This is a genomic window from Tsukamurella sp. 1534, from assembly GCF_000312385.1.
In the GTDB taxonomy this organism is placed as follows: domain Bacteria; phylum Actinomycetota; class Actinomycetes; order Mycobacteriales; family Mycobacteriaceae; genus Tsukamurella.
Genome location: NZ_HE997626.1, coordinates 1,564,626 through 1,578,851, shown reverse-complemented (window position 1 = coordinate 1,578,851; position 14,226 = coordinate 1,564,626). Strand labels below are relative to the sequence as shown.

Genomic DNA, 14,226 nt, shown 5'->3' with positions numbered 1-14,226 from the left:
ATGCAACGCGTGCCGACCGCCCCCGACCTCGCCGAAGCCGACGCGAAAGCCCAGGCCGATGCGGCGCCGCGCACCCTGATCGACCGCACCCGCTCGGTCTGGGTGCCCATCGCCTACTACCTCGCGATCCGCGGTATCGGGCTGGCCGTGCTCGCGCGGTTCGCTCAGCTCCGCAACCAGAACCTCGCCGACCTGCTCACCGCGTGGGACGGCAAGTGGATGATCGGCCTGGCCACCTACGGCTACAACGACATGCCGTGGCGGTTCGTGGACGCGCGCGGCGAACACACGGCCGACACCGCGTACGCCTTCTTCCCCGGTTTCCCGATGCTGGTGCGGGCCGTCGCCCAGTTGCCCGGCTTCGACGCCTACCGCGCCGCCCTCACCGTGAACCTGCTGCTCGGTTGCGCCGCGGCGGTGGCCGCCTACCGGCTGGGCCGGTTGTGCGTCGAGTACATGCCGCAGATCTCCGATCGGTACGCCGAGCGCGCCGGCCTGATGACGACGGTGCTGTTCGCCGCGGCCCCGATGTCGATCGTGCTCACGATGGCCTACACCGAGGCCCTGTACTGCGCCCTCGCCGGCTGGGCGCTGGTGGGGGTCCTGGAGCGCAAGTGGATCGTGGCCGGGATCTGCACGCTGCTCGCCGGGTTCTGCCGTCCCACGTCGATCGTGCTCATCGGGGTGGTCGCGCTCGCGGCACTGCTCGCGGTGATCACGACGAGCGGCGCCGAGCGGATCCGGGCCGGCCTGTGCATCCTGCTCACGCCGGTGGGATGGGTGACGTACCTGCTCATCGTCGCGCAACACACGGGAAGCCTCACGGGGTGGTTCCGCGTCCAGACGGACGGCTGGGGCACGACGTTCGACCTGGGGGTGCAGACGTGGCAGTTCGTCAACTACACCCTCATCAACGGCTCCGACATCGCCGATCTCTCGGTGGTCGCGCTGCTCGCCGCGTCGATCGTCCTCATCGTGATCGCGATCCGCGCGCGCATGCCGTGGCCCGTCACGCTCTACGGGACGCTCGTCGTGATCTCGCTGCTGGGCTCCGGCGGGCTGATGATGTCGCGGCCGCGGCTCCTGCTGCCCGCGTTCGTGCTCCTGGTGCCGATCGCCGTCGCGCTCGCGCGTACGTCGAAGCCCGCCAGAGCCTGGACGTGCGTCGGGATCGTGACGGTCACCTGCTGGTACGGCGCGCACATGGTCAGCGTGTACCCGCACGCCGTGTGACGGGCCGGTACCCAGCGGGCGTCCGCGGCCCCGGCGCACGACGGCCTCCCGCGGCGCACCGTCGCGCCCGGTGAGGCGGCACGAGGGGGCGACGGGGAGGCCGGCGTCGGTCGGGCGCGGGCGCGCCCTGTGGCGTGAGCGGCTGCGGGTCAGGCGCGCAGGCTGAGCGGGCGGATGTCCGTCCAGGCGTTCTCGATGTACTCGAGGCACTCGGTGCGCGACCGGCCGCCCTCCCCGAAGGTCACGGTCCATCCGTTCGGCGCCTCGCGGAACGTCGGCCACAGCGAATGCTGGCCCTCGTCGTTGACGAGGACGAGGAACTCGCCGGATTCGTTGTCGAAGGGGTTGTTCATTTTTCGTGACTCCTTGTTCGGAGGGATATGGGGACGGGTGGTCTGTGGGCCGCTAGTGCCGCATGTAGGCGCGGGCGGCGAGCGGCACGAGGATGACGATCATCGCGACGGAGCTGATGGCCGCGTACGCGGTCGCGTGCTCCGACGCCCAGTTGATGGGCTCGTCCATCACGGGTTTGGGGCTCAGCGGGTTTCCGAACGCCTCGCGCAGGGAGCGGGCCATCGCGGTCACCGGATTCCACGCCGCGATGGTGCGCAGCGGTCCGGGGAGGTCGCCCGCGGCGATGAACGCCGAGGAGATGAAGGCGATGGGGAACATCACGATCATCAGGGCGGCCTGCGCGGACTCCGGCGTCGACACCATGAGCCCGATGAGGGCACCCAGCCAGGACATCGCGAAACCGAACAGCAGGAGCACGGCCAGCGAGAGCAACGCGTCGCCCCAGTCGCCGCGCATCCGCCAGCCCACGATGAGTCCGACGCCGAGCATCACGGCGATGCTGATCACGTTGACCACGAGGTCGGAGACGGTGCGCCCCACCATGATCGACAGGCGGGACATGGGCAGCGAACAGAACCGGTCGATGATGCCGTTCTTCATGTCGGACGCGACGCCGATCGCGGTGGTCGCGGAGGCGAAGGCGACCGTCTGCACCAGGATGCCGCCGAGCAGGAACTCCCGGTAGTGGGCGCCGCCCACCTCGCCGCCCAGCGCGGAGCCGAACACGTAGCTGAACAGCAGCACGAACATGATCGGCTGCACGGTGGCCGCCAGCAGCAGCTGCGGGATGCGCACCAGCGTCGTGAGGTTGCGCCGGGTCATCACGGCGCAGTCGCTGACGAAACCGGCGAGCGAGGACTGCCGCTCCTGCGGGAAGGTGATCGCGGTCATCGGTTCGACTCCTCCGAGCTCGACTTGTTCGCGTCCTCGCCGGTGAGGGCGAAGAACACGTCGTCCAGGGTGGCCTCGCGGACCATCGCGGTCTCGGCCTGGACACCCGCCTCGCGCAGGTCGTCCAGGACGGCGACCAGCTTGTGCTGCCCGTCCGCCACGCGGATCGCGCACAGCCCGGAGGCCTCGCGGATCGCGGTGCCGTCGATCGCGTGCCGCGCCAGGATCGGCCACGCGGTGACGCGATCCCGTTCCCGCAACCCGATCTGGATCAGGTCCGCCGCCGCAGCCGATTTCAGCTCAGGGACGGTGCCGCTGCGGATGATCCGGCCCTGGTCGATGATCGTCACCAGGTCGGCGAGGATCTCCGCCTCGTCCAGGTACTGCGTGGTGAGCAGCACGGAGATCCCGTCCTCCTTGCTCAGCCGCGCGATCACGTCCCACACGTCCTTGCGGCTGCGCGGGTCGAGGCCGGTGGTGGGCTCGTCGAGCACCACGAGCCGCGGCCGGGCGATGATCGCGCCCGCCAGGTCCAGGCGCCGGCGCATACCGCCCGAGTAGGTGCCCGACGGGCGGTCGGCGGCGTTGGTGAGCCGGAACTGCTTGAGCAGCTCGATGGCCCGCGCCTTCGCCGACGTCTTGTCGAAACCGTAGAGCCGGGCGAACATCTCGAGGTTCTCGCGGCCGGTGAGGTTCTCGTCGACGGCCGAGTACTGGCCCGAGAGGCCGATGATCGAGCGGGCCTTGCGGGGGTCGGCGAGCGCGTCGACACCGTCGATCGTCACCGTGCCCGACGAGGGCTTCATGAGCGTCGAGATGATCTTCACGGTGGTCGTCTTGCCGGCGCCGTTCGGGCCCAGCAGCGCGTGCACACTGCCCGGCGCGATGTCCAGATCGACCCCGTTGAGCGCGTAGACGGCCTTCTTGCCACGGCCGTACTTGCGCGCGAGGCCGCGCACGCTCACCAGCGGCGTGGAATCGTCGATGGTCTTGCTCTTCGACGCGACCACGGCCGTGTAGTTGCCCGTGAGGAACACGTTCATCGTGCGCGCGATCTCGTCGATCGCGGGTGCCGATCCCAGCTGGTTGTGCGTCGCCTCGATGTCGTGCACCTGCACCAGGCCGGTCACGAACGGGCGCCACAGCTGCGGCACCAGCCCGCCGACGGGCTGCTGCGTCGCGCGGAACACCAGTACGTTGCCGTCGTACTCACGCGGGAGGTGCGAGTAGCCGAGCAGCGTGTTGTGCTTGTAATTCGACAGCAGCCGCTCCATCTGGCCGCGGGAGAGCTCCCGCGCGGGGCCGCCGGCGGTGGCCAGCAGGTCCAGCGCGTCGTCGGCGGTGAGCTCGGCGTCCTCGGGGACGTCGAGGCCGACGAACTCGCGCAACAGCGCCGCGATGGACATCTCCTCGCGCGGACCGCGGTAGTCGTTGAGCGGGTACGCGTCCATGAGCGCGAGGTTCACCTTCTCGCCCAGGCCCCGCAGCTCCACCGCCATCTCGTGCGCGATGAGCCCGCCGAGGCTCCACCCCAGCAGGTTGTACGGGCCGTGGGGACGGCTCGCCCGGATCGCGCGCACGTAGTTGCGCGCGAGCTCCTTGATGGAGTCCGCGGGCGGCATCGGGTGCGAGATCCCCGGCGCCTGCAGCCCGATGATCGGGATGCTCGGATCCAGGCTGCTGCTGAGCCCCAGGTAGTTCCACGCCAGGCCGACCGCGGGGTGCACGCAGTACAGGGGGTCCACGCCGGCGGTTCCGGCGCGCAGAGGCAGGATCGGGTCGGTGATGGCGGTGTCGGAATCCGCCGCCACCCCGGTGATCACGGCCGTCGTCTCGACGGGCGCCGGCGCGCCGGCGAGGCGCGCCGCGATCGAGCCCACGGTGGCGTCCTCGAAGAACCAGCGGATGCTGGCGTCCTCCGCGTCGAACTTCTCGCGCAGCCGGTCCACCGCGATCGCGGCCTGCAGCGAGGTGCCGCCCGCCGCGAAGAAGTCGTCCTCCGGGGCGAGGGACGCCGCGCCGAGCACGTCCGCCAGGATCTCCGCGACGGCGGTTTCGAGCCCCGCGGACGACGCCGGCGCCGGGACCGCGCGCAGCGGCGTGGGTTTCGCGCCCTGCGCCGCCCGCGTGCTGGGCTCCGCCTTCGGGCCCGGCTTCGGATCCGGCGCCGATTCCGGCTCGGGTTCGGGCTCGGAGTCCGGCTTCGGCGCGATGCGCTCCGCGGGGGCGAGGGACACCAGACCGGCGAGCGAGGACGGCACCTCGAGCTCCGGCTCGGCCGAATCCCGCGTCTCGGCGCGCTCCGCGCTCACCGGCGGCAGGGCCTTGAGGTCGGTCTTGCCGTGCGCGGTGAGCGGCACCTCGTCGATCCGCTGGAACACCGTCGGGACCATGTGGCGCGGAAGGCGATCCGAGACGTGCTCGCGCAGTGCCTCGGCGGTGAGCACGCCGTCCGCCACGTAGTACGCGACCAGCCTGGCCGCGGCCTGCGCCGCGAGCGAACCGTCGCCGCGGTCCACGACGACCACCGCCTGGCGTACCGCGGGGTGGCTCTCGACGGCCGCCGCGACCTCGCCGGGCTCCACCCGGAATCCCCGCACCTTGAGCTGATCGTCGCTGCGGCCGACGAACTCGAGCACGGGCTCGCCGGCGTCGTCGGCGCGCCAGCGCACCAGGTCGCCCGTCCGGTACATCCGCTTGTAGCCCTGCGCATCGTTGTACGGGTTGGCCACGAACCGGGATGCGGTGAGGTCGGGGCGGTCCAGGTAGCCGTGCGCCACACCGGGTCCCGCGACGTACAGCTCGCCGACGGTGCCCGGCGCCACCAGGTTGAGGCGTTCATCGCAGATCATCAGCTGCGCATCGCTGACGGCGCTGCCGATGCCCACGTTGTCGGGGTCGACCTGCCCCATGGTGGCGGCGATCGTCACCTCGGTGGGGCCGTAGGCGTTGATCAGGATGCGACCGTGCGACCACCGCCGCGCCAGCTCGCTCTGCAGGGCGTCGCCGCCCACGCTCAGCGCCTCGAGCAGCGGGAGGTCCCGCTCCGGCACGGTGGCGAGGGCCGCAGGGGTGATGAACGCGTGGGTGACCTCGTTCTCCGCCAGGAACTCCCCCAGCGGGGAGCCGCCGTAGAGGGTCGTCGGCGCCACCACGAGCTCCGCCCTCGACCAGGTCGCCAGCAGGAGCTCCAGGATCGACGCGTCGAAGCTCGGCGAGGCGAAGTGGAGGACCCGCGCGCCGTTGCCCACGGCGTGCCGGCGCACCAGGGTGTCCGCCATCGCGGCGAGCCCGCGATGCGCCACGACGACGCCCTTGGGGCGCCCGGTGGAGCCGGACGTGTAGATCACGTAGGCGGGGTCGTCGACCGCGACGGCCGGCTGTTCCGCCGACGGGCGCTGGACGCGGGAGGTGGACTGGTCCACCGTCACCCACTCCACGTCCCCCGGCAGGCCCGCCTGCGCCTCGCGGACCGTCAGGCCGAGCGCGGGTCGGGCATCGTCGAGGATGTACCGGATCCGCTCGGCCGGGTAGCTCGGGTCGATCGGCACGTACACGGCGCCGGCCCGGGCGACCGCCCAGAACGCGACGACGGAGGCCGCGGACCGCGGAACGGCCACGGCCACCCTGGTTCCGGGCCCGACGCCGAGGCTGCCGAGGCGGTTCGCGAGCGCCGAGACGGCGGAGTCGAGCTCGGCGTAGGTGTACGTGAGGGTGCCGTCGCGCAGGGCCGGACCTGCCGGGCGCTGCCGCACGGCACGCGCCAGGATGTCCGACATCGTCTGCGGCTCCACCGAACTCGTGGCGCGGAGGAACAGCTCCTCCTCAGTGGGAAGCAGTACCGGCAGATCGGCGACGGGTGTGTCCGGATGGGCCACGCCGGCCATGGCGAGCCGCACCAGGCGGGCGACGATGCCCTCCGCGGTGCCCGGCTTGTACAGGTCGCTGCGGTAGCGCAGGTTGAACCGGAGGCCGTCCTCCACCTCGCGCACCTCGAAGGTGGCGTCGAAGGTGGTGGTCGCGGCGGCGAGCGGGAGCGGATCCAACTCGAAGACGCCGGCTCCGTCGGTCGTGATCACGCTCAGCGGGTCACCGAGGTTCTGATGGCTCAGCACCACCTGGAACACCGGGTGCCGGTCGCGGCTGCGCGGCGGTGCGAGGGCCTCGATGACCCGCTCGAACGGCGCGGTCGCGTGCACGAGGTCGTCGAGGTCGCCGCTCCGGATGCGGTCGACCAGCGCGCCGAAGCTCTCGGTCCCGGTGACCCGGGTCCGCAGCGCCACCGTGTTGACGAACATGCCGACCACGTCGCGCAGCCTGCGATCGGTCCGGCCGATCACCGGGGTACCGACCACCACGTCGTCGGATCCGTTGACGCGGTGCAACAACGCGGCGAGGGCCGCGTGCAGGACCATGAACATCGAGACACCGCGCCGGCCGGCGAAGTCCGCCAAAGCATCCCGGTCCGCCTGCGGCAGCACCAAGGCCACCTCGCCCGCGTCCGTGGAGCCGATCGTCGGCCGCGGCCCGTCGGCGGGGAACGAGCTCTCCTCGGGGATGCCCGCCAGGCGCTCGGCGAAGTAGTCCACCGCGCCGGCGTCCTTGTCGACCTGACCGCGTTGCCACACGGCGTAATCGGCGTACTGCAACGGCAGCTCCGCCCAGTGCGGCTCGCCGCCGCCGGTCCGCGCCAGGTAGGCCGTCATGAGGTCGCGGGTCAGCGGGACCACGGAGGCCCCGTCGGCGGCGATGTGGTGCACCGCGATGGCGAGGATCGACCCCTTGCCGGTGGGTGCCGTCATCACTCGCAGCGGCAGATCGCGGTTCAGCGCGAACGGGCGCGCGACGAACTCCTCGATCGCGGCCTCCTGGCCCGCGACGCCGGACGTCGCCGTGCCGAATTCGGCCGCGAAGGACTGCACCTCGGTGGAGTTCGCGGAGAGGATCTCCTGGTACGGCCCCTCGGAGCCGGAGGGATAGCGGGTCCGGAGGCTCTCGTGCCGAGCGAGCACGTCGCGCAGCGCGGCGTCGAGCACGCCCTTGTCGACGGGGCGGCTGGCCAGGAAGGCGGCGCCGATGTTGTAGGTCGGGCCCGGGTCGATCTTGTTCTGCAGCCACATCCGCTCCTGTGCGGACGACAGCGGCATCCGGTCGCCGCGCTGCACTCGGCGCAGGCCCTGGTCCTCGAGGGCGTCCTCATCGGTGATCCGGTCGGGATCTCCGGTCAGTGCCGACGCGATGGCCGACGGGGTGCGCAGATCGAACACCGTGCGCACCTCGATACCGTTGCCCAGCAACCCCACGAGCTCGTTGGCGGAGAGCGAGTTCCCGCCGAGGTCGAAGAAGTCGTCGTCCACGCCGATCGCGTTGTTGCCCAGCACCTTGCGGAACGCCTCGACAACGCGCGCCTCGCCCGGAGTGGTCGGGGTGGCGGCGGTGTCGCCGGTGCCGCCGAACCGCGGCGCGGGCAGGGCGGCGTTGTCGAGCTTGCCGGTGCTGCCCATCGGTACCGCGTCGATCGGGACGACCGCGGCGGGCACCATGAAGCCCGGCAGGCGGGTGCGCACGAACGCGCGCACCGAGTTCGGTTCGATCGAGACGCCCTTGACGTACGCGACGAGCGCGGGCTCTCCGTCGGGTCCCGGGCGGACCTGTGTGGTCACGAAGTCGACGCCCGGCATCGTGCCGATGGTCGCATCGATCTCGCCCAGCTCGATCCGGATACCGCGGATCTTCACCTGGAAGTCGTTGCGGCCCACGAAGTCGACGACCAGCTTGCCGGCGTCGTCGCGGGTCCAGCGCACCACGTCGCCGGTGCGGTACATGCGATCACCGGGTGCGCCGTACGGGTTCGCGACGAACCGCGACGCGGTGAGCTGCGGGCGGCGGTGGTAGCCGCGCGCCAGTTGCGGTCCCGCCACGTAGAGCTCGCCGGCCATGCCCACGGGCACGGGGCGCAGTTCCTCGTCGAGGACGAGCAGGCCCTGGCCGCGGACCGGCGGGCCGATCGGCACCCGCCCGTCCCCGGAGAGGGCGTCCGAGATCGCGGTCATGATCGTGGTCTCGGTGGGCCCGTAGCCGTTGTGCAGGCGCCGGCCGGCGCTCCACTTGGCTGCGAGCCCCGGGTTGATCGCCTCGCCGCCCGCGAGTACGTGACTCCACGACGGCACGGCCGCGGGGTCGAGGGTGGCCAGCGTGGAGGGCGTCAGGAAACCGTGCGTCACACCGTGATCGGCGATGACGCGTTCCAGTTCCCTACCTCCGGTGGTGCCCGGAGGCACGATGACCAGCGGGGCTCCGACGCGGATCGCCAGGAGGTGTTCGAGGACGGTGGCGTCGAACGCGGTGGACGCGAAGGCCATCACGCGGGTGTCTGCGCCGGTCTGCAGGCGCACGTGCAGTTCCTCGGCGAAGTTCGCGAGGCCGCGGTGGGTGACCACGGTGCCCTTCGGCTTCCCGGTGGAGCCGGAGGTGTAGATGACGTACGCGGCGTCGTCCAGGTTGGGCACGATCTGCGGGTCGTACCCGTCTCCGTCGAGGCGGTCCAGGGCCACCCAGTTCAGGCCGGGAGCGCCGCCGGTCGCGGTGACGCCCACACGGGCGCGGACGTCCTCGGCGATGTAATCGCGGCGTTCCTGCGGGTACTTCGGGTCGACGGGCGCGACCGCGGCGCCGGCCAGCGTGATGCCCCAGAAGGCGGTGACCGACGAGATGGAGCGGGGCAGATCCGTGAGCACGGCCTCGCCCGGGCGCGATCCCGCGGCGAGGACCGCCGCGGCAACGGTGCGGGCGTCGGCGTACAGCTCGCGGTAGGTGAGCACGCGGTCGCCCTCGATGACGGCGGGGCGGTTGGCGTAGGTGCGGGCCGCCTCGCGGATGAGCTGCCCGAGCGGGGTGCGGAAGTCTGCGTCGACGCCCCGCACCGGGGTGAGCTCGGCGAAGCGCTCCTCCGTCATGATCGGCAGGTCGGCGATGGTCAGCTGCGGATCGCGGCCCGCCGCGGTGAGCACGGAGACCAGCGCGTCGAGGATCGATTCGGCCTGCTCGGCGCGGTACAGCTCGGACGCGTACCGCAGCTCGATGGTGCCGTCGCCGGCCAGGGTGACCTCGAGGTCGAACCGGGCGATGGGCACGTCGACCGGCACCACCTCCACGTCGATCCCGGCCATCGGGAAGTGCTGGGTGTCGAACGGCCGCTGGTTGAGCATCACCTGGAAGATCGGGTGCCGGCCGGCGGCGCGGGGCGGGTCGACCAGCTCCAGCACCGATTCGAACGGCAGGTCCGAATGATCGAGCGCATCGAGGTCGCCGCGGCTGACGGCGGCGAGGTGCTGGGCGAACGTCATGGTCCGCGGTGTGCGGGTGCGCAGCGGGATCGAGTTGACGAACATCCCCACGAGCCCGTCGAGCTCCGCCTCGCCGCGGCCCGCGACGGCCGTGCCGATCACCAGGTCCTCCTGGCCGGACAGCCGCGAGATCGCCGCCGCGAGCGCCGCGTGCACCACGATGAACGGGGTGGTGGTGTGTGCCCGCGCGAGGCCGGCGACGCCGGCCCAGATCTCGGGCGCGACGCGGGTGTCGATCGTCTTGGCGCCCGAGACCACCCCGCCGGAACGCGGGACCGCAGCGGGCGGAACCGATTCCGCGGGCGGGTTGGCGAGGGTGTTCGCCCAGAAGGTGTCCAGCGCGTGACGGGGGGCGCCGGTGAGCCGGTGCTTGTAGATGCGCGCGTGCTGGGTGTAGGTGCGCGGCAGCGGCGGGAACTTCGGCGCCTTCCCACGCGTCCGCGATGCGTACGCCATCGCGAGCTCGCCCGCGAGCGGCATCATCGACCAACCGTCCGCCGCGATGTGATGGATCACCAGCACCAGCACCTGGTGCCGCGGATCGATCTTGTAGATCCGCGCCCGGATCGGCACGTCCGCCGCCAGATCGAAGGGATCCCCGGCGTACTCGGTCGCGGCCGAGGTGAGCTGGTCGAGGGGCAGGGTGCGCTCGGTGAACGGCACCAGGTTCGGGCCGGCGGGCAGCACCTGCACCTCCGGTTCCCCCGAGGTGGGGCCGTTGCGGTAGACGGTGCGCAGCGGCGTGTGCCGCGCCACCACGTCGCCGAGCGCCAGGCGCAGGGCGGAGACGTCCACGTCGCCGCGCAGGTGCAGGGCGACCGGAATGTGGTAGGAGCCGTCGGGGCTCACCCGGTTGCGCACCCACATCTGGTGCTGCGCGGGAAGCAGTTCCGCCGCCTCCTCGAAGTCGGGTGCCGCCGCGGCGGATTCGGGGGCGGCCTCCGGTTCGGCCCCCGCGAACGAGGCGATCGCCTGCGCGGCGGGCACGGGGGTGCCGCCGATCGCGGCCGCGAGGCCCTCGACCGTGGGGCCGGCGAACACCGTCGCCACGCTGACCCGGCTGCCGGTGGCCGAGCCCAGGCGGGCGGCGATCCTGGTGGCGGACAGCGAGTTCCCGCCCAGATCGAACAGGGTCGTGGAGACGTTCAGGTTGTCCTTGTCGACGCCGGGGATCACCTCGGCGAACGCGGCGGCCACGAGCCTCTCCGCGTCGGTCGACGGTGCGCGTCCCGCCGTCTCGGCGACGACGGCGCGGTCGGGCTGCGGGAGCAGCTTGTGGTCGACCTTGCCGTTGACCGTGAGCGGGAACTCGTCGATCACGATGATGTGGGCCGGGACCATGTACGCGGGCAGCTCCGCCGTGATGCCCGCGGTGATCGCGACGGCGTCGGCGGTGCCGGTGACGTAGCTGACGAGTTCGGCGGTCGCGGTGTCGTCGCCGAGGACCACGGTGACGGCGCGCTCGGTGCCCGGAACGCGCATGACGGCGGCGTCGATCTCCCCGAGCTCGATGCGGAATCCGCGCAGCTTGACCTGGGAGTCGATGCGGCCCAGGAACTCCAGGGCGCCGTCGCGGTCCCAGCGGACGAGGTCGCCCGATCGGTACATGCGGCTGCCGTCGGCACGGAAGGGATCGGCGACGAAGCGTTCCGCCGTCATCCGCGGGTTGCCGTGGTAGCCGCGCGCGACGCCGGGCCCGGAGATGTAGAGCTCGCCGGCCACGCCGATCGGGCTGGGGCGCAACGACGGATCGAGCACGTACAGGCGGGTGCCGGGAATCGGGCCGCCGAGGCGCACGGGCCCGTCGCCCGACAGCGCGCCGAGGGTCACCGCGATCGTGGTCTCGGTGGGGCCGTAGACGTTGACCAGGGTGCGCCCCGGTGCCCACTTCTCGACCAGCGCCTGCGGGACGGTGTCGCCGCCCACGCCGAGAGAGGTGAGCTCGGGCAGCTGCCCGGGCTCGAGGGTGGCGAGCGCGGCGGGGGTGATGAAACCGCCGTTCACGCCGCCCTTCTCGAGAACCTCGCCGAGCTCGTCGCCGCCGTACACGTCCGGCGGCACCACGACCAGGGCCGATGCGCCCTGCACCGCCATGAGCAGTTCGAGCACGGACGCGTCGAATCCCGGCGAAACGAAGTGCATCACGCGGGCGCCGTCGCGCAGGCCGTGTGCGCACACGAGTTCCGCCGCGAGGCCGGACAGCCCGCGGTGAGTGACGCTGACGCCCTTGGGGCGGCCGGTCGAGCCGGAGGTGAAGATCAGGTACGCGGGGTTGTCGAGGGAGATCTCGGGCCAGTCCGCGTCGCTGCTGCCGGCGTTCGCTCCCGGGCCCCACACGCGGGCCAGGTCCGACGGTGCGAGCGTGGCCACGGGCGCGGCGGCGGCAGCGATGTGCGCGGCGCGGTCGGCGGGCAGGCGCGGGTCGATCGGGACGAACGCGGCACCGGTCTTGGCGACGGCCCAGACCGCGATGACGGACTCCAGCGAGCGCGGGATGCGCAGCGCGACGCGCTCCTCCGGCCGCGCGCCCACCGTCATGAGGTAGCGCGCCAGCCGGTCGCTGTACTGGTCCAGGTCGGCGTAGGTGATGGTGCGATCGCCGTCGACGACCGCCACGCCGTCCGGATGGTCGGCGGCGGCGCGGCGCAGCAGATCGGGCAGCGGCACCGAAGGGCCCGCGGCCTCCCGCGCGTCCTCGTCCGCCCCGGCGAACCGGAGCCAGTCGGCCTCCTCGCCCTCGGATCCGACGGCCAGCGCCGAGAGCGGCGTGGAGCCCGCCGCGGCCGCGAATCGCTCGAGGTAGTCCATGAAGCGCGCGTGATGGGCGTGCAGGTCGTCGAGGGAGTGGCCGGCCGGGTTGGCCTCCATGTCGATGCGCAGAGCGCCCTGTTCCGACTCGTACACGGTGACGGCGATGTCCTCGGCGGGCCCGGAGGTGAGCAGGTTGAGGTGTCCCTCGGTCTCCCCCAGCGTGATGGCGGTGGAGAACATCATGATGTTGATGGTGTCGCCGAAGGTGGAGCCGACGACGCCGTCGCGCAGCGTCGGGGCCTCCATCCGGGCGGCCGGATACAGCTGGTGGCGCAGCCCGTTGCGCAGGTCGAGCCCGGTGCCGTCGATGACGTCCGAGACGGTGGCGCCCGCGCCCGCGCGCACGGGCACGGGGAGCACGTTGGCGGTCATGCCCGTGGAGCCGCGGAGCGCGGCGGTGGTGCGCGCGGCCACGGGCACCGACAGCGAGATCTCGTCGCGGCCCGCGACGGCGGCGATGTACGCACCGAACGCGGCGATCACGAGGCCCGTGCGGTTCGTGCCCAGGCGCTCGGCCGCGGCCTCCAACCTGGCGCCGGCCTCCGCGGACGGGGTCCCGTTGTGCCGCAGGTTGATCGGCGACGGCGCGGCGATCCTCCGGCCGAGGCCCGCGGCCTCGGGAAGGGTGGCGACCACGCCGGCCCAGTACTCGCCGTCCCCCTCGGAGCGCGGCGAATCGAGGTACTTCCTCTCGGCGGCGACGAAGCCGTCGGGGCCGAGCGGGGTGGGCCGGAGCGGCGGCACCTCGGCCCCGGTGACGTACGCCGTGTACAGCTCGGCGACGCGCCGCTGCAGCGTGGACGCGCCGTAACCGTCGATCACCACGTGGTGGGCGCGCGCGTACCAGAACCAGCGCTTCTCGCCGATCCGGATGAGGCTGTTGATGATGAGGTCGTCGGTGGCCAGGTCGAGCGGGCGGGTGTACTCCGCGCGCATCCACTCGACCGCCGCCGCCACGCGCTCCTCCTCTGACGCGTCGCCGAAGTCGAGCTCGACGATCGACGCGGCCCCGTCGATCGATCGGTCCACGCGCTGCACGGGCGCCCCGGACTCGTCGACGTCGATCCGGATGTACGGGGAGACGAACTCGTCGGACGCGGCCCGGGTGGCGGCGCGCATCTGATCGAGGTCCAGATCGCCGTGGAAATCGACGTACTGCGCAACGGTGTACGCCACGTCGGGCGACATCTGCTGGCTGAGCCACATTCCGTACTGGGCTCCGGTCAAGGAGTGCACCTCGTGCTCCACCAAGCTCTCCTAGGGTCGTTGCACAACAGGGTGAGTTGCAATCGCAAGATTGTAGGGATGGATCGCTTGAAATTGCAACATCATCAAGTGAAGTTGCGGTACAGCGATCTTCCGGAGAACTGCCTGGTGAAGCGAAGGGCCGGGTACCGAAGTTTACTGGCGAGTAGGCCGTGTGCAGTTTTCCCTGTTCATCAGATCGTGACCTGACGCCGAGAATGCGTCATCCTGAACTATTTCTTTCAAAGCTTCTCGAAGAGTTCATCAGAACGTGTTCTACGTCACATCGCCGGGCGGGTGCGGAACCCGGCGAATCGGCCTCACTTCCGCCCGGGGCGTGGCGTGC

The 14,226-nt window shown here is 71.7% G+C and carries 4 protein-coding genes; 1 reads left to right on the top strand and 3 read right to left on the bottom strand.

What is annotated here, in order from left to right:
- Nucleotides 1-1,233: a mannosyltransferase family protein gene (locus tag BN39_RS07650; RefSeq protein WP_237741631.1), complete on the top strand. Its 1,233-nt coding sequence runs from the start codon at nt 1-3 to the stop codon at nt 1,231-1,233.
- A 149-nt stretch (nt 1,234-1,382) separates the two neighbouring features.
- Here the strand turns inward: BN39_RS07650 and BN39_RS07645 are convergent, their stop codons facing one another.
- From BN39_RS07645 to BN39_RS07635, 3 genes are read right to left on the bottom strand one after another with little or no spacing between them, the layout of a single operon-like run.
- Complete coding sequence (locus BN39_RS07645) at nt 1,383-1,586, bottom strand: MbtH family protein (protein WP_019201790.1); 204 nt, start codon at nt 1,584-1,586, stop codon at nt 1,383-1,385.
- Between the two features lie 52 nt (nt 1,587-1,638).
- Nucleotides 1,639-2,478, bottom strand: a complete 840-nt coding sequence (locus tag BN39_RS07640; RefSeq protein WP_019201789.1) for an ABC transporter permease — start codon at nt 2,476-2,478, stop codon at nt 1,639-1,641.
- Complete coding sequence (locus BN39_RS07635; RefSeq protein ID WP_019201788.1) at nt 2,475-13,883, bottom strand: non-ribosomal peptide synthetase; 11,409 nt, start codon at nt 13,881-13,883, stop codon at nt 2,475-2,477. The genes BN39_RS07640 and BN39_RS07635 overlap by 4 nt, the downstream gene beginning before the upstream one ends.
- Nucleotides 13,884-14,226: the final 343 nt, after the last annotated feature.

Excerpts from the sequence above, each read along its gene's own strand:
- BN39_RS07650 (WP_237741631.1), top strand. The coding sequence starts at position 1 with ATGCAACGCGTGCCGACCGCCCCCGACCTCGCCGAAGCCGACGCGAAA.
- BN39_RS07645 (WP_019201790.1), bottom strand. The coding sequence starts at position 1,586 with ATGAACAACCCCTTCGACAACGAATCCGGCGAGTTCCTCGTCCTCGTC.
- BN39_RS07640 (WP_019201789.1), bottom strand. The coding sequence starts at position 2,478 with ATGACCGCGATCACCTTCCCGCAGGAGCGGCAGTCCTCGCTCGCCGGT.